A 24,669-nucleotide genomic window follows, 5' to 3' on the forward strand; every position below is an offset into this window, starting at 1 on the left:
TTGCTTCGAAAGAACATATCTATGCCCTATATTTGCCATTCCACAGATTTTAAACTTGTGCTAATGAATACTAATAAAAAGGTCGTGCTTCTAATCCTGGATGGATGGGGATATGGAAAAAGAGATCATTCTGACGCAGCTTTTGTTGCAAATACACCGTTCTTTGACAGTTTGCAGGAGAAATATCCTCATTCCAAATTGGAAGCCTCAGGAGAAGCGGTTGGCTTGCCTGCAGGACAGATGGGTAATTCTGAAGTAGGTCATATGAACTTGGGCGCGGGCAGAATTGTGTACCAGGAACTGGGCAGAATTAATAAGGCTATAAGCGACAGAACATTGCACGCTAATGAGGTTTTATTGGATGCATTCCATTATGCCAAGGTAAACAACAAGGCTGTTCATTTTATTGGTTTGTTGTCAGATGGAGGAGTACATGCTCATATTAACCATCTTAAAGCGCTTTGTGACGCTGCTGACGAGCAGCATCTTGAAAACGTTTTTATCCATGCGTTCCTGGATGGCAGAGATACTGACCCTAACTCGGGAAAGGGCTTCGTTACGGATCTTTCCGAGCATTTGTCTCAGAGGAATTCGAATGCGAAACTTGCGAGTGTAGTGGGTCGCTACTTCGCGATGGACCGGGACAACCGCTGGGAGCGAATCCGTATTGCCTATGATATGCTTACAAAGGGCATCGGCCAACACACTAATGACGTGCTTGGTGCTATTACTGCCTCATACGAAAAGGGCGTAACAGATGAATTTGTACAACCAATAGTTATAACAGCACCTGATTTGCGTCCGGTTGCCACCATCCAGCCCGACGATGTGGTGATTTGTTTTAATTACAGAACAGACCGTGGCCGCGAAATTACTTCGGCGCTTTGTCAGACAGATTATCCTGACTTTGACATGCATTGTATGAAGCTGCATTATGTAACGATGACGAGTTACGATGAGAGCTTCAGGAACGTTAATGTTATTTTTAGAAAAGACGACCTCTCGCTTACACTGGGCGAAGTTTTGGAGCAAAACCAAAAACGGCAGATCCGCATTGCTGAAACGGAAAAATATCCTCACGTTACGTTCTTTTTCTCGGGCGGACGTGAAAAAGAGTTTGACGGAGAGAAGCGTATCCTTATTCCCTCTCCGAAGGTGGCTACCTACGACCTGCAACCTGAGATGAGCGCAGATGGAATTGCTGATGCAATTTGCCTAGAGCTGGTGACTGGCTGGCCTGATTTCGTTTGCCTGAATTTTGCAAATCCGGATATGGTAGGTCACACAGGTGTTTTTGAAGCTGTGGTAAAGGCGGTAGAAACTGCAGACCGTTGTATGGAGCGCGTGGTGACAACAGGCGTTGCGCATGGGTATTCTTTCATCATTTTAGCCGATCATGGCAATTCTGAATTTATGGTTAACGAGGATGGCTCTGTAAACACCGCCCATACTACTAATTTGGTGCCTTGTATCTTAATTGATGGTGATTACCATTCAGTTGCGGACGGAAAATTAGGCGACATCGCGCCCACCGTTCTGAAAATTATGGGTATTCCCAAGCCTGAAGTAATGACCGGGACCAGTCTTGTTTAATGAAGCCTGCTTCCAAAATACTTTGTTTACTGATTATTACCTTATCTGCTTGTACCAGCGAACCGAAAGAGGTATTAAGAGGCGAGTATTTCGACCTAGCGGGTTATCTGCATAAAGAGGCCAGGCAATTATCATCAACCGTACGGAGAGCCAAAAAAACCGTAGGTATTGATGGTAGCTATGAGACAAAGGAATTGCGAATCACAGATTGGGAAGAGGAGCTTGCCCCTTTCATCGATGCCGACATTAATAAGGCTGCATGGAGGGGAAAGTTTAGGGAAGTTAAGGATAAGAATAAGGTTTCTTACGTGTCGGAAGATACAAAAATACCGGTTAAGGAGCTTTCAGTTTCGTTCGAAAACAATGCGATAGATGCGATTTCTGTGGTACTTAAAACGGATAATATATTGTATTCATCGTACGACAGCCTGCGGTTCTTCCCCGATAGTCTCTATGAGATCAGACGGGTTCAAAAAATTAACATGCTGGGAGAAAAAGTTTACACGGTTCGCGCCTCCTTAAAAAAAAGCAAAGCGGAATAATTGCTATTTTAAACTGGCTATTTGTGCCTTTACGTAATCTACCAGTGAAACGATGTCTTTACGTTGAGGCTGGATCAGGAGGATTTTATTAAAGTCAGAAATTGAGTTATTAAACAAGGCAAGGCATCCTGCTTTGTCGGACGACCGCTTGATCTTGTAGGACTTATAAATTGCATAGTCTTTATAGGCAAGTCCCCTGTTTTGAAGAAGTTGCGGATCTTCTTCTCCGTTTATTTCTATTGCTTTGCTGAAATCTTTTATAGACGCCAGATAGAAGCCTTCCCGCAATTGATTCGAGGACTCTTTAGGGTCGTTTGCGACGTTTAGCCGTGCTTTGCCACGATAGTAGTACGCGGAATAATCGCTTGGCTTTACATTGATAAACCGGGAATATGCGGATATGGCGTGATCAAAGTTGCCACATTGATAATACGAGTAACCAAGCATTTTTAAAATGTTAGCATTGCTGGGGTCTTTTGCCTCCGCCTTTTCCAGCTGCGTTACCGCTGCCTTATAGTCGCCCTTCAACATGGCGCGCATTGCTAATCTATCGTAATTATTCGCTTGACTGAGGGCAGCACTGCTGGAACTTAGCAGAAGTATAAACACAGCCAGTTTTAAATGATTCATCTTTTTATGTTAAAAACTATCCCACATGTACAAGCAAAGTTATAATTATTTGCGACTTTTCCTTTGCCTCTTCAATGTTATAACGGCAATTGGAGGGAATTATGACTGACGATAAGTTAATAGCTGACTTTTTATCCGATAATTATACGTATCCCCTTTTTGGCATAGGAGTTGAAATCCTGTAATGGGCAGCGGAGACTACTGTTTTAATAAGACGGGGCTGTCACAATGTCGTTTTTAAATTTTAGAGGACCCATTAATGAGCATACTGGACCAATTTGACTTTTCCCAAGCATTACCTATTATAAATGAAGATACGGAATTTTTCCCCCTTATGTCGCAACAGGATGAAGACGACATGAACAATGAGGAGACGCCCGATATCTTACCAATTCTGCCTTTGAGAAATACCGTGCTGTTTCCCGGCGTGGTTATCCCTATCACGGTGGGGAGAGATAAATCTATAAAACTTATCAGGGAAGCTTACAAGGGTGACAGGACGATTGGCGTAGTGTCTCAGCGCGATACAACAATTGAGGATCCAACCTTTGAGCAATTGAATACGGTGGGCACCGTAGCCCACATTATAAAGATGTTGCAAATGCCTGATGGCAATACGACAGTAATCATTCAGGGCAAGCAACGGTTTCGCCTGGTAGAACCGGTGCAACTTGAACCATATATAAAAGTCACCATCAGCCGCTTCCAGGAATCGAAGCCGAAGGAGGACAAAGAGTTTAAGGCGCTCGTGGCATCGATTAAAGAGATGTCTGCACAGATCATTCAGCTTTCACCTAATATTCCGAGCGAAGCGGGCATTGCGCTGAAAAACATTGAAAGCACTTCATTTCTGATCAATTTCATATCCTCCAACATGAACGCCGATGTTTCGGACAAACAGAAAATGCTTGAGATGGGTAACCTTCGGGAACGTGCGACGATGGTGATGGAATTGCTTACTCTTGAGTTGCAGATGCTGGAACTCAAAAATCAGATTCAATCAAAAGTACGTACTGATCTGGATAAGCAACAAAGGGATTATTTTTTAAATCAGCAGCTAAAAACCATACAGGAGGAACTTGGGGGAAACTCATCAGATCTGGAGTTTGAGGCCCTTCAGGCACGGGCTAAGAAAAAGAAATGGGCTGCACCAGTGGGGCAACACTTTAATAAAGAGCTCGAAAAACTAGGCCGGATGAATCCTGCAGCTCCGGATTACTCGGTCACTTTAAATTATCTTGAATTATTACTGGATTTGCCCTGGAACGATTTCACCAAAGATAATTTCGACTTGAAACGGGCTCAGCGCATCCTTGACAAAGATCATTTCGGGCTGGAAAAGGTAAAGAAGAGAATTATAGAGTATTTGGCGGTACTTAAATTGAAACGGGATATGAAAGCGCCGATCATTTGCCTTGTGGGCCCTCCGGGAGTTGGAAAGACTTCTCTGGGAAAGTCTATCGCTAAAGCGCTTAACAGAAAATATGTGAGAATGGCACTAGGTGGCGTGCGCGATGAAGCGGAGATACGTGGCCATAGGAAAACCTATATCGGAGCGATGCCTGGACGCATTATCCAATCGATAAAGAAGGCCGGAGCAGCTAATCCTGTGTTTGTGCTGGACGAAATAGACAAGGTTGGATCCGACTTTCGGGGCGACCCTTCTTCTGCATTGCTTGAGGTTCTGGATCCTGAGCAAAATGCTGCGTTTAACGATCATTATGTCGAGACCGAATATGACCTGTCTAACGTTTTGTTTATCGCTACGGCCAACTCGTTAAGCTCTATTCAGCCTGCATTACTGGATCGTATGGAGATCATTGAGGTAAATGGCTATACCATTGAAGAGAAAGTGCAGATTGCAAAAAAATATCTTTTGCCTAAGCAGAAAGAGCAGCACGGCATACAGACTAAGGATATAGTCCTTAAAAATTCACTTATTGAGCGGGTTATTGAGGATTATACCCGGGAGTCGGGTGTCCGTGGACTGGAAAAGAAGATTGGCGCTCTTGTTCGCGGGGTTGCAACAAAGATTGCTATGGAGGAGAAGTACGACCCGTCCCTGACAATAAGTGATGTGGAAAGGATCTTAGGCGCGCCTGTTTACGATAAAGACCTTTACGAAGGTAATGAAGTAGCCGGGGTGGTGACCGGCCTGGCCTGGACACAAGTAGGCGGAGATATTTTGTATATCGAAGCAAGCCTGAGCCCGGGTAAAGGTAAACTCACTTTAACGGGTAACCTGGGTGATGTAATGAAAGAATCTGCCATCATAGCCTTAGCCTACTTACGTGCACACGCCAGGCTTTTTGATATAGACTACAGATTGTTTGACCACTGGGACGTACATGTGCACGTACCGGCGGGGGCAACTCCGAAAGATGGCCCGTCGGCCGGGATCACCATGCTTACTGCGCTTACCTCTGCTTTTACGCAGCGTAAGGTAAAACCGAACCTGGCTATGACAGGCGAGATAACGCTGAGAGGAAAGGTTTTGCCCGTTGGTGGTATCAAGGAGAAAATCCTGGCGGCAAAACGCGCGAACATAAAAGATGTCATTTTATGTGTTTCTAACCGGAAGGATATTTTGGAAATTAAAGAGGATTATATCAAAGACCTGAATTTTCAATATGTAACGGATATGCGGGAGGTAATTAATCTGGCCCTCACTAAGGAGAAAGTAAAAAATCCGCAGGATTTGAGTATTATTGCGCTGGACCAGCCTGCTATTAACCTACCATAAATATGGGTGTACGGAATAAAAAATATGATGATTAAAACCGGGTTCTCTGTTTTTTTATTACTGATACAGGCGGCGTACTGCTATTCCCAGTCTTACAGGAATGAGTTCGGGTTTCGCAGCGAAAATGATTCTTACCTCGGACAAGGCTCCGACCGTTATTACACCAATGGACTATTTCTGTATTATCGCCACGCCGGGAATCCGGAAAAACTGAATGAGAACGTAGAAAAGAAAGTCTTTGAAATTACGGCAGGACAGCGTATATATAACCCGTTTTCCGGATATGCGCCAGATCCGGCTAAACATGACCGTCCTTTCGCTGGCTATCTATACGCTGGAGCTGCTCTTCACTGGTTGTATGCAGCAGAATCGTCTTTAAAAGCATCAGTGGAAGTCGGCACCATCGGACCAAACTCATTGGGAGAAGATGGGCAGGATCTTCTGCACCGGACAATTGGCTTCTATCGTTTATCAGGATGGGATTATCAGATCAGTAACGAAGCGACTGTCAATCTGGCTGCGCGGTACACCCGTTTGCTGCACAGGGCAGCGAATCAGCATACCGACTTTTTGCTGGATGGGTATGTAAATGCAGGCACACTCCGTAATGACGCAGCGGCAGCGATTGTTTTTAGAGCCGGCAGGATTAATCAATTGTTTAATTCAGGTTATAACGATGCCGTTGTTGGTGAATCCGGAACAACGAAACTCACAAATAGGGAGTTATATTTTTATGCTAAACCGCAGCTGAATTATGTCGTATTCGACGCCACTGTGCAAGGTGGCATTTTTAATAATGACAGCCCCGTTGTTTTTGACGTTGAACCACTGGTATTTACGCAGCAGCTGGGTTTTAGCTATAATTCGCCGCGATTTACGTTTGACTTCAGTGTTTTCTTTAAAACGAAGGAGATTGAAAGCACGGCAAAGGCCCACCAATATGGCGCTGTGTCTGCTTCATACCGGTTTAATTAGAAGTATTTTGCATGAGAACGAACCTTATCATTGCTATTGATGGATATTCGTCTTGCGGTAAAAGCACCTTAGCCAAGGCGTTAGCAAAACGACTTAATTTTATTTATATCGACAGCGGGGCGATGTACCGTGCCGTTACACTGTTCTTTTTGAGGAACAATGTCGACGTTGCCGACTTAGCACAGGTACAGAACGCGCTCGGGGAAATTGAGATCAACTTTCATTCTCGGGATTATGATTCGCATATCTCGTTGAACGGAGAAGACGTTTCCGAAGAAATCCGCGGCATGCGTGTTTCTGAAAGTGTTAGCGAAGTCTCAGCGCATAAAGCTGTGCGAAACGAAATGGTGAAGCAGCAACAGCGGATGGGAAAATTTAAGAATGTTGTGATGGACGGGCGTGATATTGGAACCACCGTATTCCCAGATGCGCAACTTAAGCTCTTTATGACAGCCGACCCAAAGGTGAGAGCGGAACGAAGGTATCGAGAAATGCAGGCCAAAGGCGACACGGAGACTACACTGGAGGAGGTATTTGAAAATCTTGCGCACCGCGATTATGCAGATACAACGAGGGCAGAAAGTCCGCTTACACGAGCTCAGGATGCTGTTATTCTGGACAACACCACAATGACTGAAAAAGAACAGCTTGAATTTGCGTTAGAAGAGGTACACAAGCATTTTCCGGTTTAATATCTAAGTAGTATTAATCACTTCCGCTTTTTTTTGCAAAGCTTTAGTTACACAGCTGCAACCGGTTTAAACATTACATTTCGATGGTTTATCTCTAGCAGTCTATAGATAATTTCGCGTTCTAATTTAGAATCTCAAAAACTGCAATTGATGAAAAATTTAAATTTCTGTCTATCACTGAGTATTCCGGCGCTACTACTTTTGGCCAGTTGCGGCAATAGCGGTCAGGACAAAGGTGATGCGAAAGCTGGTTCTCTCCCCTCCTATCCGGTATTTTCTGTGGAAGCGAAGTCCACTTCCTTAGAGACAGAATATCCAGCTACACTGGAAGGTGTGCAAAATGTGGATATCAGGGCCAAGGTAGACGGCTTTATCGACAAGATTTACATCGACGAGGGCGCGACAGTCAAGAAAGGACAGTTACTCTTCTCGATTAATGCGCCCCAATATGAACAGACTGTCCGAACTGCCGGAGCAGCAATCAGCAGTGCAGAGGCTGACGTTAACGCGGCGCAACTACAGGTTAACAAGACAAAGCCTCTGGTTGAGAAAGATATCATAAGTAAATATGATCTGGAAGCTGCGCAACTCACGCTACAAAGTAGACGGGCAGCCCTGGCCCGGGCGAAAGCAGAGTTGGCAAATGCAAAAACAAACTTAAGTTACACAAAGATATTGAGCCCCGTAAGCGGGGTGGTGGGGAGCATCCCATTTAAAGAAGGCAGTCTTGTAGGTCCCTCAAATAGTCAGCCTCTCACAACGGTTTCAGATATTTCCAGAATCTATGCCTATTTCTCCATGAATGAGAAGCAGCTCCTGGACTTTACACGCGACACTAAGGGTACGAGTGTTGAAAGCAAGATTAGAAGCATCCCCCCTGTTACCTTAACCCTGGCAGACGGAACAACTTTCCCTGAAACCGGCAAAATTGAATCTATTAACGGGTTGATAAACACAGGTACCGGATCGGCCAGTCTGAGGGCGACTTTCAGTAACCAGGCAATGCTATTAAAAACAGGCGGCAGTGCCTCTGTACGCATTCCAAAGCATCTTGAAAACGCCATATTGGTTCCGCAGAAATCGACTATGGATTTACAGGGTAAGAAGTTCGTTTATCTGGTAGATGCAAAGGGAACTGTAACACAAACGGAAATCGAGATCATGGAGGTTACCAGTGGTGACTTCTATGTGGTTACAAAGGGACTTAAACCTGGCGACCACCTGGTGCTGGAAGGTTTCCAGTCTCTTAAGAACGGCGCTCAGATTAAACCAGAGATGCAGAATTCGGACGTGGTGTACACCGGAATTTAGAAGTAATTATGTTTAGAAAATTTATTGAACGACCGGTACTTTCTACAGTTATATCTGTTATCATCGTAATTCTGGGCATACTGGGCCTAATCACCCTTCCTGTTTCCCAATATCCAGAGATTGCCCCCCCTACCGTTCAGGTTTCAGCTTCATATCAGGGTGCAAACGCCGACGTGGTAATGAACAGCGTGGTAATCCCGCTTGAGGAACAGATTAATGGCGTAGAGGATATGACTTATATGACCTCTACCGCTGGAAATGACGGGACCGCAACAATCACGATTAATTTCAAACTGGGAACCAATCCTGATTTAGCAGCGGTAAACGTGCAGAATCGTGTATCGCGAGCGGCGAGCCTGCTACCCGCAGAAGTGACCAGGGCCGGAGTGGTGACTGCCAAAAGACAGGCCAGCAATGTGCTTATCTTCGGGATATACTGCGACAATGATTCTTATGACCAGAAATTTCTGCAGAACTATGCAAACATTAACCTTATACCGCAAATAAAACGGATCAATGGTGTCGGCGATGCAAGTGCTTTTGGATTAATGGATTATAGTATGCGTATCTGGCTTAAACCGGATGTAATGGCTACTTACGGTCTCGTTCCAAATGACATCAGTGCGGCACTTGCCGAGCAAAACGTAGAAGCGGCGCCGGGACAACTAGGCGAACAGGGAAATGAATCTTTTCAATATATACTAAAGTACTCCGGCCGGCTAAAAACTGAGACGGAATTTAGTAATATCATTATCCGTACTGCGGATAATGGTCAGGTATTGAGATTACGTGATGTGGCCCGTATTGAATTGGGCGCGCAAAGTTACGCCAGTTCCGTACGGTTTAACGGTAAGCCCGCCCTGGGTGTTGCCATTAACCAGACAGCTGGATCAAACGCTAAAGAGGTTATTGAAGGATCGCTTAAGGTGCTTGAAAATGCTTCGACAAGCTTCCCGCCAGGCATTCACTATACCGCGCTTATTAATATTAATGACTTTCTCGACGCTTCTATCGAAAAGGTGATTCACACATTAGTGGAAGCGTTTATTCTCGTTTTCCTTGTGGTTTTTGTCTTTCTTCAGGATTTAAGGTCGACACTTATACCAGCCATAAGTGTTCCTGTTGCAATTATTGGTACGTTCTTTTTCCTAAATCTTTTCGGTTTTACCATCAATCTTCTGACGCTGTTTGCACTGGTGCTGGCAATCGGTATTGTAGTGGATGATGCGATTGTGGTGGTGGAAGCAGTGCACGCCAAACTTGATAGCGGCTATAAATCGGCCCGAAAGGCTACGGTTGATGCAATGGAGGACATTACAGTTGCTATTGTGTCCATTACGCTGGTTATGGCCGCCGTGTTCGTCCCTGTAAGCTTTATCCAAGGGTCGTCTGGAGTATTTTATAAACAGTTCGGCTTGACGCTTGCGATTGCCATTATACTTTCTGCGGTGAATGCATTAACATTGAGCCCGGCGTTATGCGCACTGCTTTTGAAGCCTCACAAGGAAGATCATCATCGCAAGAGAAATTTCCTGCAACGATTCTTTACTGCTTTTAATACGTCATTTGATACGATGACAAACCGATACAAGCGTTCGGTGAGCTATCTTGCCCGCAGGAAATGGATTGCGCTAGGCGGCATCGGAGTCTTTGTCGTGATGCTGATCTGGGCTATGAACACCACACCTAAAGGCTTCGTTCCTAATGAAGATTTAGGTACAATCATGTCTGACATCTCCTTACCTGCAGCTACTTCGCAGGAACACACAGATGAGATCATCACGCGAATTGACAGCATTGTTCATACCATTCCCGAGATAAAAAGCTCACTGCGGGTTGTGGGTCGGAGTATGATCAGTGGAAGTGGTAGTTCTTACGGCATGGTAATATCGAGACTTAAACCCTGGAACGAACGGGAACGAGACGTTAAACAGATTATCGGTGAGTTGTTTGCGAAGACTGCAAACATCAGAGGGGCTAAAATTATATTTTTTGCTCCCCCAACCATCCAGGGTTTTGGGACAAGCGGAGGATTCGAGTTCCAGTTGCAGGACAAGACTGGCGGCGACATCAACAAGTTTAACACAGTAGGCACCTCCTTCCTGGCGTCTCTGGCTAAAAGACCAGAAATACAGTATGCCTCGACCTCTTTTAACCCAAATTTTCCGCAGTATCAGATTGACGTAAATGTAGCTAGAATAAAACAAGCGGGAATTAGTGTTACTGACGTATTGAGCACGCTGCAGGGTTATTACGGCGGTGTTTATGCATCTAACTTCAACAAGTTCGGCAAACAGTACCGCGTGATGTACCAGGCTGATGCTATCTACAGAAATAATGAGCAATCATTGAACCGTATATATGTCCGAAACGCGACCGGAAACATGGCTCCGATCTCCGAATTCATCACTCTAACCAGGGTATACGGACCGCAGACGATATCGCGATTTAACCTTTTTACATCCATCTCGGTGACTGGTGCTCCAAACCCGGGATATAGTTCCGGTGACGCATTGAAAGCAGTCCAGGAAGAGGCGGCAAAACATCTTCCTGCCGGCTACGGCTATGAATTCTCAGGTCTTTCAAGGGAAGAGATGGCTGGCGGTAGTCAGACAATCTTCATCTTCCTGCTTTGTGTCGTGTTTGTCTACTTCTTACTTTGTGCGCAATATGAGAGTTATATTTTGCCGCTTGCTGTACTAATCTCTCTGCCAATCGGCTTAGCGGGGGTTTTTATTTTCGATAAAATATTCAAGGTTGACAATAACATATACACACAAATCACGCTGATCATGCTGGTTGGGCTACTGGCAAAAAACGCTATCCTGATCGTGGAGTACGCGGCAGACAGGCGAAAAAGAGGTATGAGCATAGTGCGCGCTGCAATAGATGGCGCAACGGCTCGGCTTCGTCCGATTCTGATGACCTCATTTGCATTTATTCTCGGTTTGCTTCCGCTGATGCTTTCAACAGGCGTAGGTGCAGCCGGGAATAAGTCTATCGGAACCGGAGCGGTTGGCGGCATGCTTATAGGTACTATTTTCGGAGTGTTCGTGATACCTACACTCTTTATTATATTTCAGCATCTGCAGGAGAAAATAAGCCGAAAACAACCGTTTGATCAGACAACCATTGAATTTAATGACCGGGATAAAGATGATCATCGTTATTAGGTCTTCCAGAAACGTATCAGAAAAGATGAAAATACCCCGTCTCAAAAACTACTTACTTGCCGGACTTTTCTTACTCAGCCTTGGTGGCTGCGTGACAAAAAAATATGACTTGCCGTCGCTGAATAAAAACGGGCTGTATCGCGGCTCGTCGGGAGAAGATACTGCCAGCATTGCCAAACTGCCTTGGCGAACACTTTTCACCGACCCAATCTTGCAAAACCTGATAAATCAAGGCATCAAGAATAATTTCGATCTGAAAAGAGCAGTAGAACGCATACGGATTGCAGAGGCTAATCTGCGGCAGAGTAGTTTGGCGCTGCTACCCAATTTGTCAGCAGACGCCTCGGTTACCGACGCAAAACAATCGAGGGCGGCACTAAACTTCCCCCCGGGAATCAACATCAACACAGAAACACAAACCTATAGACTGCAACTGAATACGAGCTGGGAGGCGGATATATGGGGGAAGTTAAACAGCGCTAAGAGATCTTCGTACGCCGCCTTACTGCAGACTGAAGCGGCCAGACGGGCCGTTCAAACGCAATTGGTAGCAAGTATAGCTAACGGTTACTTTTCGTTACTTGCGCTTGACAAGCAGCTTACCATAACTGAACAGACTATTGAAATCCGAAAAGCCGACGTTGAAACCATGAAGGCGCTGAAAGAAGGGGCTATTGTAAACGGGGCAGCTGTAGTACAAAGCGAAGCCAACTTGTATGCGGCGCAAGTAACGATACCGGATATTAAAAGAAATATCAGGGAGACTGAGAATGCCCTTAGTGTGCTGATAGGGCAATCGCCGCAGTCAATCGAAAGAACGAGTTTGGATGAGCAAAGGCTGTATGAGGATCTGAAAACCGGGGTGTCTGCACAATTACTGCAAAACCGTCCTGATATTCAGGCAGCAGAATTCGCTTTCCGTGCCGCCTTTGAAAACACGAACACCGCACGCACTTTCTTTTATCCCTCACTCACGCTAACTGCCAGCGGCGGCTTATCTACACTTGAACTGAAGAATTTTTTTGACAACTCCATTTTCTATAATCTAATTGGAGGAATAACACAGCCTATATTCGCCCGTGGCCAGAACAAAGCCCGCTTGAAAACTGCTCAGGCTCAGCAGCAGATAGCCTTCTATGATCTTCAGCAAAATTTGTTGACGGCAGGACGGGAGGTGTCTGATGCGCTATTCGCCTATGAAACTGCTTTGCAAAAGGAGCTGTTGAGAAATCAGCAGATTACCGCTCTTACTAAGGCAGTAGATTTTACAAAAGAGCTACTCAGATATAGTTCGGCTACCAATTATACGGATGTGTTAACATCGGAGCAAAGTTTGCTTACCGCGCAAATAAGCAGTGTTAGCGACCGCCTTCAAAGACTGCAATCGACAGTGAATCTCTACAAAGCACTCGGTGGAGGCTGGGAAAATGAATAGCAGAATGTTGTAACAGCAGCTTAGCCTTGATACAATTGGTTCAAAATCAATAACATTTCTAAAAAATACTTTTCTATTAGAAATATTAATGTTTATCTTTGCCGTCCCTAACGGGGAAAAGGAGATTTAATTTTAATGGCTAAAAAACAAGTAGCAGAAAAAGAACTAGAAGCTAAAACAGCTGAACTGCAGGGAGCAGATGCTCGCTTGGCAGAAAAAGAAACCATTGAATCGGAAGCTGATTCAGTGTCGATCGAACAGATCAAATCATCACTAGCTACCCCTGATCAGGATTTTGACTGGGACGCAGATGATAAAGTATTCGGAAAATACTCTGCCGAAGACCGTAAAAAGTTTGAGGATATGTATACCGATACCTTTAACCAAATCACCCAGGGTGAGATAATCAGCGGAACTGTTGTTTCAATTAACAACAAAGATGTGGTATTAAACGTAGGCTTTAAGTCGGACGGTTTGGTATCTGCTTCTGAGTTTCGTGACATGCCTGACTTGAAAGTGGGCGACAAGGTCGATGTTTTCGTGGAAGCACCCGAAGACGCAAATGGCCAGCTAATTTTATCTCGTAAAAGAGCAAAAACTCAGCGGTCGTGGGAAACTATCAATGAAGCTTTGGATAATGACAGGATCATTAACGGTTTCGTTAAGAGCCGTACTAAAGGTGGTCTTATTGTGGATATAATGGGCGTTGAGGCATTCCTGCCTGGTTCTCAAATCGACATTAAGCCGATCCGCGACTACGATATATATGTAGGTAAGACAATGGAATTCAAGGTGGTAAAAATCAACCATGAGTTTAAAAATGTTGTTGTATCTCATAAAATCCTTATCGAAGACGATCTGGAAAGCCAGAAAGTTGAAATTGTATCTAAACTTGAAAAAGGCCAGGTACTTGAGGGCACCGTTAAGAACATCACTGACTTCGGCGTGTTTATTGATCTTGGCGGTGTAGATGGATTGCTTCATATCACTGATATCTCATGGGGCCGCATAGAGCATCCGAAAGAGGTATTGAGCCTGGATGAGAAAATAAACGTTGTTGTTCTTGACTTTGATGATGAGAAAAAACGTATCGCCCTTGGCTTGAAGCAATTGACTCCACATCCTTGGGAATCTTTAGATGCTAACCTGACTATCGGCTCTAAGGTTAAAGGAAAAATTGTTACTGTAGCTGATTATGGTGCGTTCCTGGAAATCATCCCGGGAGTTGAAGGCCTTATTCACGTCTCTGAGATGTCGTGGTCACAAAACCTGCGCAGTCCGCAGGAATTCCTGAAAGTAGGTGATGAGATAGAGGCTGAAGTATTGACTTTGGATAGGGATGAGCGCAAGATGAGCTTGGGTATTAAGCAACTTACTGAGGATCCTTGGCAAAACGTAGCCGCAAAATATCCGATCGGAAGCAGACATACTGCTGTCGTTAAAAACATGACAAACTTTGGCGTGTTTGTGGAAATCGAAGAAGGAATTGACGGTTTAATCCATATTTCAGATCTTTCCTGGTCTAAAAAGGTGAACCATCCTAATGAATTCACGAAAGTAGGTGACACTTTAGATGTAGTGGTACTCGAGCTTGATGTAGAAAGCCGGAAACTAAGTTTAGGTCATAAGCAACTGGAAGAAAACCCATGGGATACTTTTGAGACTATCTTCACGGTAGATTCGATTCACCAGGGCACCGTTGTAAAAGTGACTGATAAGGGTGCTGTAATAGCTTTACCTTATGGGGTTGAAGGATTTGTACCTACCAAGCATATGGTAAAAGAAGACGGTACTTCGATCAAGGCTGAAGAGACCAATGACTTTAAGATCATTGAATTCAATAAGGATGCAAAACGCATCGTTGTATCTCACGCACGAATTTGGGAAGAGGCAAAAGCAGAAGCTGCTAGTGAAGAACGTAACGCTAAGAAAAAAGAGGCTAAAGCTTCGAGCAATGCGGTGAAGAAAGTGAAAGATTCTGTTGAAAAGTCTACTCTAGGTGATTTAGGCGTGCTTGCACAACTAAAACAGCAAATGGAAGGCGAGGAAAATAAAGCTAAAAAATAGGCGGTAATATCCTTAAATTATAAAGGCGTCGTTGACTTCAACGGCGCCTTTTTTTATTTTTGTTTCTCCCAAATTGCGGAAAAGAAACACTATTCAATTTCATTTCTTTATATTTGCCTAATCATAAGTCAATGCAAAAACGAACACTGCTAGACGGAAAAAAATTCCAGATCACAATCAAACGGCTTTGCCACCAGCTTGTTGAGAATCATGATAATTTCTCTAATTCTGTTTTAGTTGGTATACAGCCAAGAGGACCTTTCTTTGCTGACCGTATAAAAAAGGAGCTTTCCGTGATTCTGGGACAAGACTCCATACTCAAAGGAAATCTGGACATTACTTTTTTTCGGGATGATTTCAGAAGAAAGGATGGCATTGTGTCTGCAAACAGTAATACAATAGATTTCATAATCGAAGGCAAGAATGTCATTCTGGTTGATGATGTGTTATGGACCGGCCGGACTATTAGGGCGGCTATGGATGCTTTGCTGGCTTATGGCAGGCCAGCAACGGTAGAGCTTATGGTACTTATAGATCGTCGTTTTTCACGGCAACTCCCTATTGAGCCGAATTATATTGGCCAGCAGGTAGACAGTTTAAATTCTCAACGGGTTAAAGTAAGCTGGAGCGAGACTGAAGGAAAGGACGAGGTGGTATTATTATCAGAAACTATCAAATAACATGGCAACTGAAAACCTATCAACGAAACATCTGTTGGGCATTAAAGATATCAACCGAAGTGATATCGAACTGATTTTTGAGACAGCGGACAATTTCAAGGAGGTTATCAACCGGCCCATAAAAAGGGTGCCTTCGTTGCGCGATATCACCATAGCAAATGTATTTTTTGAAAATTCTACCAGAACAAAACTATCATTCGAGCTAGCTGAAAAAAGGCTTTCCGCAGATGTCATTAACTTTGCTGCGTCTTCTTCGTCTGTTAGCAAAGGGGAAACACTGGTTGATACGGTAAACAATATTCTTGCGATGAAGGTTGACATGGTAGTGATGCGTCACCCGTATGCCGGGGCAGGACAGTTTTTAAGCAAACATGTCAAAGCCCAGATCGTAAATGCAGGTGACGGCGCGCATGAGCACCCGACGCAGGCACTACTTGACGCCTTTTCGATTCGTGAAAAATTAGGCACAGTAGAAGGCAAGAAAGTGGTCATAGTTGGTGATATATTGCATTCTCGGGTAGCGATATCAAATATCTTGTGTTTACAGCAATTGGGGGCACAAGTGAAGGTATGCGGTCCCAGCACGTTAATCCCAAAATATATTTCTGCATTAGGTGTGGAAGTTGAACACGATTTGGTCAAGGCCCTAAACTGGTGTGACGTAGCAAATATGCTTCGCATACAGCTGGAGCGCCAGGACATTAAATATTTCCCCTCATTGAGGGAGTACGCGATGATGTACGGTCTTAATAAGAAAATTCTGGACAACTTAGAGAAAGAAATTGTTATTATGCACCCCGGACCGATTAATCGTGGTGTTGAAATTAGCAGTGACGTGGCTGACAGTAAGCAATCTATTATACTGGAACAGGTAGAAAATGGAGTGGCTGTTAGAATGGCTGTACTATATTTACTCGCTTCCCAGCGTGGTTAACGCTTAAGTGACCGAATAACATTTTCCGGAACCGTTCGTTAAACCGTTATCAACACTTGTTAATTTCTTGCACGCGTTAGATGTTACACTATATTTATATTAGTACCAACCATATTTGAAACTAGATGCAAAAAAAATATTTCCTCGTCCCGCTCCTGATGGCAAGCGGGTTAACGGCCGCATATGCGCAATCAAGTGTACTCGTAAATCTCAATAAACATTACCGTTCCGGAGTAGAGCTACTCAATAACGAAAAATATGTGGCAGCGGCGGAACAATTCAGACTCGTTGAGAAGGATCGTAACAGACCAGATGCCCAACAAGAGAGCAATGCTGAGCTTTCTTTGCTTAAAGAGAACGCTAAATTTTACGCTGCTGTTTGTGCGTTAGAGTTAGGCAATGACGATGCAGAAGAGCAATTTATGGATTTTATAAGGAACTATCCCTTAAATCCAAATACGAAGCTCGCCTATTTCCATGTCGGAAAATCATACTTTGATCGTAAAAACTACACCAAGGCGTTAGAGTGGTTTGAAAAAGCAGATCCCAATTTATTTTCCGCTAAACAACGTCTAGAGTATCAGTTTAAACAAGGCTATGCATACTTCGTTTCCGACGATATAGAAAAAGCAGAACCGTTATTTGAAGCAGTAAAGAAGGACCCATCCCCTTTTCAGGAGAGTGCAACCTATTACTTCGCTTATATCAACTATCTCAATAAAGAGTATAAAACTGCCTTAACAAATTTTGAAAAGCTTAAAGGCTCCCCAACGTATGAAGCTAGCTATCCATATTACATCACCTCAATGTATTATCTGGATGAACGTTATGATGATGTTATAGAATACGCGCTACCTATTCTTAAATCTTCTAAACAAGAATATGAAGCGGAGATGTTAAGTATCATAGCCGCCTCGTACTTTGCCAAGGCAGATTATATAAATGCAGAAAAATATTTCAGGGAGTTCTATGCAAAGGACAAATCGAATAACAGAAATAACCTGTTCACTTATCAGTTCGGTTATTCACTCTTCACGCAAAAAAAATATAAGGAGGCTATAGCCGTACTTGAACGCCTGGACACCGACGACGTTTATCTGCAGAACGGAATGTATACACTTGGACGAGCCTTTATTGAATTGCAAGACAAGCCGAAAGCGCGCAGTGCTTTCTTCAGAGCATCAAGGCTTGATTTCGATAAAGTTATTCAGGAGGAGGCTTGGCTTAATTATACCCGTCTAAGTTATGAATTGGACTTTAACCAACAGGCGCTGGAATCAATCCAATCATTCTTAACTCAGTTCCCATCATCTCGAAAATTGAGTGAGGCTAAAACGCTTTTGGGTGAGATCCTCCTGACCAGCAAGAATTACCAGGCTGCTGTAGACATACTTGAATCGATACCGAACAAATCACAAGAAGCAGAGGCTGCCTATCAAAAGGTGACGTATTTTCGAGGTCTCGAGTTTTATAATGAACGGGCATTTCCGAATGCACTATCCATGTTTTTAAGATCAGAGAAATTCCCTATTGATGAAGAAATTCATGCGCTGAGCACATATTGGAAGGCGGAGGCATCGTATGAATTAAGAAAGTTCGGCGAAGCCGTAAGACACTTCGAAACGTTTTTAAGTATGCCCGGCGCCAAAAAGACCGGAGTTTATAATTTTGCCAATTATGCTTTGGGTTATGCAGCATTTGAGGATGAACGTTATTCAAAAGCTGCAAATTATTTTGAAAGATTCCTTGCTGGAAATGATAAGGACCCTAAAACTGTTAATGATGCGATAATTCGACTTGCCGACTCATACTTCGTGAGTAAAAGCTATGGGAATGCCTTGGTCAACTACAATCGGATTATCAACAGCAGGGCCACAGGAGAAGATTATGCTCTCTTTCAAAGAGGTATGATCCAAGGTTTGGAAAATCAAAATGACGCCAAGATAGCGACCATGCAGGAACTGCTAAAAACCTATCCGAACTCGAATTATGCAGACGACGCCGGCTTCGAAACGGCGTATACCTACTTTAATAAGGGTGACTTTGATAAGTCAAAATCTGATCTTTTGGGGCTAATTCAACAGTATCCGAGAAGCAGTTATGTACCTCGTGCCCTGGTGACTATCGGACTGGTGCAATACAACCAGGATCAGAATGATGAAGCTTTGGAGTCGTTCAGAAAAGTGATCAATGAGTATGGCAGCACGGAGGAGGCAAAACAGGCCTTGGAGTCTATTAAAAACATTTATTTGGACAGAGGCGATTCGGAGGGCTTTATCTCTTATGCAAATACAACTCCTATAGGAAATTATACAACTGCAGAACAAGACAATATAGTGTTCCAGGCCGCGAGCAACCGTTATTTAAAAGGTGATTTTCAAGGCGCATTTGAGTCAATCAATGCGTATTTCGATAAGTTTCCAAAAGCGATACACGACAAGGAAGCTAAATTCATCAGGGCCGAATCGCTTGTGAAACTGGGACGCCCGCTGGAGGCTGTTCCGGATTATGAATACATCTTAAATGATTGGACAAGTGACTATACGGAGAGATCGCTGTTGAGCATTTCTGAATTGTTCATGAACCAGAAGAAATACAACGAGGCAATTGTCTATTTGAAGCGACTCGAGACCACCACCGATTATAAGTCGCATTACAGCTACGCCATCAATGGACTTATAAAAGCATACGATGCTTTAAACATGCCTGACGACATGCTGAAGTATGTCAAACTGATCAAGGAATATGAAAAGTCCTCAGAAGAGGAAAAAAACAGCGTCGATCTTTATGCAGGCAAAGCATATCTGCTTAAATCTGACACGACTCAAGCCGTAAAGGCACTTAACAACGTAGTGAGCAAGACAAAAACTGTAGCTGCAGCTGAGGCAAAGTACAATCTTGCTGCCATTCAGTATGCAAAGGGCGACTACAAAACTTCAACCAAAACCTGCTTCGATTTGATCAACAATATGCCTTCATATGATTACTGGGTAGCTAAATCATTCATCCTTTTGGCTGATAACTATGTAGCCCTGAAAGATAACCTGCAGGCAAAGAGCACCCTGTTAAGTTTGATCGACAACTATGAAGGTAACGACGATATCGTTCCTACCGCTAAGCAAAAACTAGAAAAAATAAAATAACATCCGATGAGATTTCTTAAATATATCTATATATTATTATTAGTTGCGACCGTCTCTAATGTTGCTGCTCAGGACCCGGTGAAAACAGAAGAAAAGGCTGTTACGGAAGAAATTGAGGTTGTAAGGCCTTATAAGCCAGTCTTAGCTGAGGCGGTAAAACTCCGACGCAGCCCGGACCTAAACGATGTTAAAACCTACAAAGCCAAATTTAACTATAGCTTGTCTGACAGAAGGCTTGAACTTAATTCAGACATCAACAAATTGAAGGCCCAGGAAGTTGCCCCGGCACGGGAGGAAGAACTTACCAACAACTACGTTAAGGGGGCTTTCGGTACCGCTAAAACCATATTTGGAGAGGCCTATGCCAACATTGGCCGTGACGAAGCACTTCAGGCAGGCGCTTTTTTTCGGCACTTTAGTCAATCCGGAAAACTAAATAAACAACAATCTGATCAGCAAACGCTTAGCGCTTTCGGCAGAAGTATCACGGATAATAATACGTTTAGCGGAAGAGTAAACTTCCAAAGACACGGTTTATTCTTTTATGGATTTGACGAGAACGCGATAGTTCATCCAGAGCCGGAAAAGCAGGTACTTAACTTCTTTGAAGCGGAAGGGGAAGTAGTTAGCAAGTATACCGAGGATCCTGACGCATTTAGCTATGCGGCGAAGATAAACGGTTATGTGTGGGGCGATCGCTTCAATGCAGGCGAAAACTCGGTGATTCTGAACGGCTATTTGAACAAACGGATCAAGAGCTTCAACTTGGGCCTGGCAAGTTCTGTAGAACTGGGAAAAACGAAAGATTCGTTGTCGGTCGGCAATAACATCTTTAAATTGAATCCGCATATCAAACTTCAGACGAATGGGATAGTTATTAAAGCAGGAGTCAACTTTGTACAAGAATTTGGTGATTTTTCGTCGACCAGGATATTTCCAGCCGTTACTGCTGACTTCACTTTAATTCCGGACTATCTGCAGATATATGGGGAAGTCAAAGGGGATGTTGACCGTAATTCATTGAAGCACTTTACGGATGAGAATCCCTTTTTAAACCGGAATATCAGCATAAAAAATACAATCGAAAAGCTCAATATAAGCGGTGGCATTAAAGGTACTGCCGGCCCTGGCTTTGGCTACAAAGCACGTATCTATCACCGTCAGATAGAAGATATGCCCTTGTTTGTGAACAACTATTACGAGCCAAATAAATTTGATGTTATTTATGACTTCGGGACGATGAAACTGGTTGGACTGGAAGGAGAATTGTCCGTTCAGATAAGTGATGCGCTCAAATGGACAGGAAAACTGATTTTTGAGGACTACAAACCTGCCTCGGAATCGCAGAGCTGGTTCAAGCCCCAAATGCGTCTAAGTTCCGACTTATCTTTCAACATCACCAAAGAACTCACAATGGAGGCATCGGTTGCTGTGCAGGATGATAGCAAAGCCAAAATATATACAGCAGCCCCTCCCAGCCCCTACTTTGTACCTGTTTTGCAGAACGAAAGAGTGGTCACCGTGAAGGGGTTCGTTGATTTAGGCGCAGGTGCTTCGTATAGGATAAACGAAAAGTTTGCTGCTTTCTTAAGAGTCAACAATCTATTGAACAGTAACTACAACAGGTACTTGTACTACCAGACTATAGGTATGAACATTTTTGGTGGCTTGAGTTATTCATTTTAGGTTTCATTTTTAATTGGTTCGTAGAGAATTATAGTTTATTTTTATCGGAATGGATATTCTATCTAATCTTATTGAACTTCTTAAACGTCGGAGCCGCGTTGCTGTTCCAGGACTCGGAACATTTGATAAGCACAGGATACCAGGCAGATACGACGCAGGCAATCACACTTTTGTTTCTCCCAGTCTGCAATTTACGTTCGATCACAGCGTGGCGGAAGACGATGATCTATCATCATATGTTGCCGAATATCATGAGATCGCAGGGGAAACTGCGGAATTTTATGTCAGCAAGTTTGTCAAAGACATTCTGGAAAAATTAAAGGGTGGTGACAGTGTTAAAATGCACGAGCTCGGATCGCTGCATGTGGTGGAGGACAAAATAGTTTTAAGTCCATCCGAAGATTCAGGTAAACATTTTTTCGGCTTGCCGTCAATCGGCGACGGCACTACAAAACCTTCGGCCGAAAAATCCGATGAGCATGAATTAACGGTAGTTGACCCCCCGACACACAGCCTGATAGAAACACCAGAACAATTTTGGAACTTCAAAACGGAGACTGAAACGGTAGTTGCGCCGGAACCCGCCACTGAAGAACATCATTCAAAGAACAACCCAGGATTTAAGTTGCTGGCAATAATGGCAGCTGTAGTTGCCGTAGTTGCGGCAACATACCTTCTTTTCGGCGATCAAATCCTATCGGTCGCCGGCAAAGCTGGACAAAAGCGCGACAAAGCTGACTCAAAGAAAGCAGCTCCCGCAAGCATACCCCACAGACCTGACAGTTTGAAAAGTACGGTTGCAATCGCTTCTTCGGGAGATAGTTTGAAAAAAGACTCCGTCATTTCAGCTCAGATTGAAATGCGTTCAGATACAACATGGGAAGTAATAGGCGCTTCCGTCATAAACCAAAAGGAAGCCGACCGGTTTATAGCTCAAATGAAGAAAATCGGAATAGCGGCGAAAGTAATTCCTACGGCGCCCGGAAAACGTAGAATTAAAATTAGCGTAGCCACGTTTGGCGATGAACAAAGCGCGAGGGCGGGTCGAAAAGAACTGGTGTTGAAGTTAAAGAACCCAGAATTATATATTCATCAAAACAGACAAACACACAAATAAAACAAAATATGTTCACATTATTACAAGCAGCTACTGACACAGCGAACCAGATCATTGATACGGCCAATGCCTTAACACAAACTGTCGCAACACCGCCGGAAGAGCTGAGATTTATTGATTTACTTTTTAAAGGCGGATGGGTTATGATCCCGCTTGCCGCTCTGGCGTTTCTTGGGTTAGTTATTTTCGTTGAACGTTATATTACAATAAGGAAGGCGTCGAGGATGGAGTCTAACCTTATGCTGCAGATCAAACAATACATACATGATGGCAGGCTGGAGAATGCCATTGCACTTTGCCGTAACAACAACTCTCCTCTTGCAAGGATGTTGGAAAAAGGATTAAAACGAATCGGAAGACCAATAAAGGATATAGAAGCTGCCATTGAGAACAACGGCAAACTTGAAGTCTCCAAGCTCGAAAAAAACATCAATATTTTAGGTATTATCGCAGGTATAGCACCTATGCTTGGATTCGTAGGAACGATTATTGGGGTAATTACTATCTTTCATGACGTTTCCATCAAAGGCGCAATTGAAATAGGAACCATTTCAGGCGGATTATACACCAAGATGATCACATCAGCCACCGGGTTAATCATTGGTATCATCGCCTATGTACTGTACCACATTCTAAATATGATGGTGGAGCGTATCATCCTCCGGATGGAGACCGATGCCATCGAATTTATTGATCTACTTGAGGAGCCTGGGAAATAATGAATCTACGTAAAAGAAATAAAGGGACTGTAGAGGTACACACTTCAGCATTAAATGACATCATGTTCTTTTTATTGCTGTTTTTTCTTCTTGCATCGGCTGTAGTTAACCCTGAAGTAGTGAAATTGCTGTTGCCTCGCTCTGAGTCGGGCCAACAATCTTCAGCGCAAAAAACCGTTACTGTTTCTATAGATGAAGATTTAAACTACTTCGTAGAAAAACAGCGTACCACTTTAGAAGATCTTCAGGCGAATATAGAGACATATCAGCGTGTATCTCCCGACCTTACCATAGTACTGTACGTGGCGAGAGGTGTTTCTATAGAGAATACCATGCTCGTTTTTGATGTTGCCAACAAATTGAAACTCAAAGTAGTACTTGCTGTCGAACCGAAAAAATAATGGCATACTATAAAGAAGAGAATAACTATCCTAAGGCCTTAGCCATATCTTCAGGAATAATGGCCGCCCTGCTCCTGTTGAGCATATTTATTGTTATAGGGAAATTTGAGCCTGTGGAAGCAGGTATGGGAGGGATTGTTGTGAATTACGGAACTTCTGTAGAGGGCATGGGGACGGACTATACCAGTATCGAGGAACCCTCGGCCGATCCGAATGCGAATCAAAAGGCTCCAGACAAAGTGGTGACGACCGAGCCAACGCCTCAGCAGCCTACTTCGGAAAATAGCGACAAAGAAATTGTAACCCAGAATACGGAAGAAGCCGTAAGTGTGAATACAAAAACCAATAGCAAAAGTTCCACGGTGTCTCCAACCACGGAGAAAAAGTCAGACGCTCCCGTGATCAATCAAAATGCCCTTTATAAGGGAAAGGCCAACAAGGGAACCGGATCTGGCGACGGAACTGGCTCTACACCTGGTAATCAGGGCGACCGTGACGGCGACCCGCTTTCCAACAACTATGGCGAAGGTGGATCTGGCTTTGGAGAGACTCCTATTGCATTAAGGAGATTTACAAACCTGGTCCTGCCGCGTGATGATGGACAAAAAACCGGAAAAATTGCCGTGAGAATCCAGGTGAATAAGGCAGGTGTAGTGGTTGGCGCTGTTCCTGGTGTGAAAGGCACGACGTTAAACGACCGCGAACTATGGCAGAAATGTAAGGAAGCCGTCATGGGCGCACGATTGTCTGCCGCTGAAAATGCACCGGAGCTGCAAATAGGCGTAGTAGTATTCAATTTCAAGGTCAAATAACAACACGTTTTTCGGC

At 43.8% G+C, this 24,669-nt stretch carries 18 protein-coding genes; 17 read left to right on the forward strand and 1 reads right to left on the reverse strand.

Features of this window, described 5'->3' with window-relative positions; translation table 11 throughout:
* The first annotated feature begins 63 nt into the window (after positions 1-63).
* Together gpmI and QEP07_RS16400 are read left to right on the forward strand one after the other, a co-directional pair.
* A complete protein-coding gene (gene gpmI, locus QEP07_RS16395; protein ID WP_285011395.1) occupies positions 64-1,593 on the forward strand; it encodes a 2,3-bisphosphoglycerate-independent phosphoglycerate mutase in 1,530 nt (509 codons plus the stop codon).
* On the forward strand, positions 1,593-2,135 hold the full coding sequence (locus tag QEP07_RS16400; RefSeq protein ID WP_285011396.1) for a hypothetical protein: 543 nt from the start codon (positions 1,593-1,595) through the stop codon (positions 2,133-2,135). Before gpmI ends, QEP07_RS16400 begins: the two co-directional genes overlap by 1 nt.
* Positions 2,136-2,138: 3 nt before the next feature.
* Here QEP07_RS16400 and QEP07_RS16405 read toward each other — a convergent pair whose 3' ends face one another.
* Complete coding sequence (locus QEP07_RS16405; protein WP_256007596.1) at positions 2,139-2,765, reverse strand: tetratricopeptide repeat protein; 627 nt, start codon at positions 2,763-2,765, stop codon at positions 2,139-2,141.
* A gap of 259 nt (positions 2,766-3,024) precedes the next feature.
* Here QEP07_RS16405 and lon point away from each other — a divergent pair, with 259 nt between their 5' ends.
* The 15 genes from lon (at position 3,025) to QEP07_RS16480 (ending at position 24,653) form a co-directional block, all read left to right on the forward strand.
* A complete protein-coding gene (gene lon, locus QEP07_RS16410) occupies positions 3,025-5,508 on the forward strand; it encodes an endopeptidase La (RefSeq protein WP_285011397.1) in 2,484 nt (827 codons plus the stop codon).
* A 24-nt stretch (positions 5,509-5,532) separates the two neighbouring features.
* Positions 5,533-6,483, forward strand: a complete 951-nt coding sequence (locus QEP07_RS16415; protein ID WP_285011398.1) for a lipid A deacylase LpxR family protein — start codon at positions 5,533-5,535, stop codon at positions 6,481-6,483.
* Between the two features lie 11 nt (positions 6,484-6,494).
* Positions 6,495-7,175 (forward strand): (d)CMP kinase, encoded by a 681-nt coding sequence (cmk, locus tag QEP07_RS16420; protein WP_256007599.1) that lies wholly within the window; start codon positions 6,495-6,497, stop codon positions 7,173-7,175.
* 150 nt (positions 7,176-7,325) lie between these two features.
* Positions 7,326-8,486, forward strand: coding sequence for an efflux RND transporter periplasmic adaptor subunit (locus tag QEP07_RS16425; RefSeq protein WP_285011400.1), 1,161 nt, complete (start codon positions 7,326-7,328; stop codon positions 8,484-8,486).
* A gap of 8 nt (positions 8,487-8,494) precedes the next feature.
* Positions 8,495-11,659, forward strand: coding sequence for an efflux RND transporter permease subunit (locus QEP07_RS16430; protein ID WP_285011402.1), 3,165 nt, complete (start codon positions 8,495-8,497; stop codon positions 11,657-11,659).
* A complete protein-coding gene (locus tag QEP07_RS16435) occupies positions 11,628-13,094 on the forward strand; it encodes an efflux transporter outer membrane subunit (RefSeq protein WP_285011404.1) in 1,467 nt (488 codons plus the stop codon). The genes QEP07_RS16430 and QEP07_RS16435 overlap by 32 nt, the downstream gene beginning before the upstream one ends.
* A 135-nt stretch (positions 13,095-13,229) precedes the next feature.
* A complete protein-coding gene (gene rpsA / locus QEP07_RS16440) occupies positions 13,230-15,161 on the forward strand; it encodes a 30S ribosomal protein S1 (RefSeq protein WP_256007603.1) in 1,932 nt (643 codons plus the stop codon).
* Positions 15,162-15,292: 131 nt separating this feature from the next.
* Entirely contained in the window at positions 15,293-15,841 is a 549-nt protein-coding gene (gene pyrR / locus QEP07_RS16445; RefSeq protein WP_256007604.1) for a bifunctional pyr operon transcriptional regulator/uracil phosphoribosyltransferase PyrR, read from the forward strand.
* A 1-nt stretch (position 15,842) separates the two neighbouring features.
* On the forward strand, positions 15,843-16,775 hold the full coding sequence (locus tag QEP07_RS16450) for an aspartate carbamoyltransferase catalytic subunit (RefSeq protein ID WP_256007605.1): 933 nt from the start codon (positions 15,843-15,845) through the stop codon (positions 16,773-16,775).
* Positions 16,776-16,900: 125 nt separating this feature from the next.
* Positions 16,901-19,918 carry a tetratricopeptide repeat protein gene (locus QEP07_RS16455; RefSeq protein WP_256007606.1) on the forward strand — a complete coding sequence of 1,006 codons (3,018 nt, stop codon included), beginning with the start codon at positions 16,901-16,903 and terminating at the stop codon, positions 19,916-19,918.
* 6 nt (positions 19,919-19,924) lie between these two features.
* Positions 19,925-21,604: a porin family protein gene (locus tag QEP07_RS16460; protein ID WP_285011405.1), complete on the forward strand. Its 1,680-nt coding sequence runs from the start codon at positions 19,925-19,927 to the stop codon at positions 21,602-21,604.
* Between the two features lie 49 nt (positions 21,605-21,653).
* Positions 21,654-22,721 carry an HU domain-containing protein gene (locus QEP07_RS16465; RefSeq protein ID WP_285011407.1) on the forward strand — a complete coding sequence of 356 codons (1,068 nt, stop codon included), beginning with the start codon at positions 21,654-21,656 and terminating at the stop codon, positions 22,719-22,721.
* An 8-nt stretch (positions 22,722-22,729) separates the two neighbouring features.
* Positions 22,730-23,440, forward strand: coding sequence for a MotA/TolQ/ExbB proton channel family protein (locus tag QEP07_RS16470; protein WP_285011409.1), 711 nt, complete (start codon positions 22,730-22,732; stop codon positions 23,438-23,440).
* Positions 23,440-23,841: an ExbD/TolR family protein gene (locus tag QEP07_RS16475; RefSeq protein ID WP_256007610.1), complete on the forward strand. Its 402-nt coding sequence runs from the start codon at positions 23,440-23,442 to the stop codon at positions 23,839-23,841. The genes QEP07_RS16470 and QEP07_RS16475 overlap by 1 nt, the downstream gene beginning before the upstream one ends.
* On the forward strand, positions 23,841-24,653 hold the full coding sequence (locus QEP07_RS16480) for an energy transducer TonB (protein ID WP_256007611.1): 813 nt from the start codon (positions 23,841-23,843) through the stop codon (positions 24,651-24,653). Before QEP07_RS16475 ends, QEP07_RS16480 begins: the two co-directional genes overlap by 1 nt.
* Positions 24,654-24,669 lie beyond the last annotated feature (16 nt).

Source organism: Pedobacter faecalis, assembly GCF_030182585.1.
GTDB lineage: Bacteria > Bacteroidota > Bacteroidia > Sphingobacteriales > Sphingobacteriaceae > Pedobacter > Pedobacter faecalis.

Bases quoted from the DNA above. Each gene is read 5' to 3' on its own strand.
- gpmI (WP_285011395.1), top strand. From the start codon at position 64: ATGAATACTAATAAAAAGGTCGTGCTTCTAATCCTGGATGGATGGGGA.
- QEP07_RS16400 (WP_285011396.1), top strand. From the start codon at position 1,593: ATGAAGCCTGCTTCCAAAATACTTTGTTTACTGATTATTACCTTATCT.
- QEP07_RS16405 (WP_256007596.1), bottom strand. From the start codon at position 2,765: ATGAATCATTTAAAACTGGCTGTGTTTATACTTCTGCTAAGTTCCAGC.
- lon (WP_285011397.1), top strand. From the start codon at position 3,025: ATGAGCATACTGGACCAATTTGACTTTTCCCAAGCATTACCTATTATA.
- QEP07_RS16415 (WP_285011398.1), top strand. From the start codon at position 5,533: ATGATGATTAAAACCGGGTTCTCTGTTTTTTTATTACTGATACAGGCG.
- cmk (WP_256007599.1), top strand. From the start codon at position 6,495: ATGAGAACGAACCTTATCATTGCTATTGATGGATATTCGTCTTGCGGT.
- QEP07_RS16425 (WP_285011400.1), top strand. From the start codon at position 7,326: ATGAAAAATTTAAATTTCTGTCTATCACTGAGTATTCCGGCGCTACTA.
- QEP07_RS16430 (WP_285011402.1), top strand. From the start codon at position 8,495: ATGTTTAGAAAATTTATTGAACGACCGGTACTTTCTACAGTTATATCT.
- QEP07_RS16435 (WP_285011404.1), top strand. From the start codon at position 11,628: ATGACCGGGATAAAGATGATCATCGTTATTAGGTCTTCCAGAAACGTA.
- rpsA (WP_256007603.1), top strand. From the start codon at position 13,230: ATGGCTAAAAAACAAGTAGCAGAAAAAGAACTAGAAGCTAAAACAGCT.
- pyrR (WP_256007604.1), top strand. From the start codon at position 15,293: ATGCAAAAACGAACACTGCTAGACGGAAAAAAATTCCAGATCACAATC.
- QEP07_RS16450 (WP_256007605.1), top strand. From the start codon at position 15,843: ATGGCAACTGAAAACCTATCAACGAAACATCTGTTGGGCATTAAAGAT.
- QEP07_RS16455 (WP_256007606.1), top strand. From the start codon at position 16,901: ATGCAAAAAAAATATTTCCTCGTCCCGCTCCTGATGGCAAGCGGGTTA.
- QEP07_RS16460 (WP_285011405.1), top strand. From the start codon at position 19,925: ATGAGATTTCTTAAATATATCTATATATTATTATTAGTTGCGACCGTC.
- QEP07_RS16465 (WP_285011407.1), top strand. From the start codon at position 21,654: ATGGATATTCTATCTAATCTTATTGAACTTCTTAAACGTCGGAGCCGC.
- QEP07_RS16470 (WP_285011409.1), top strand. From the start codon at position 22,730: ATGTTCACATTATTACAAGCAGCTACTGACACAGCGAACCAGATCATT.
- QEP07_RS16475 (WP_256007610.1), top strand. From the start codon at position 23,440: ATGAATCTACGTAAAAGAAATAAAGGGACTGTAGAGGTACACACTTCA.
- QEP07_RS16480 (WP_256007611.1), top strand. From the start codon at position 23,841: ATGGCATACTATAAAGAAGAGAATAACTATCCTAAGGCCTTAGCCATA.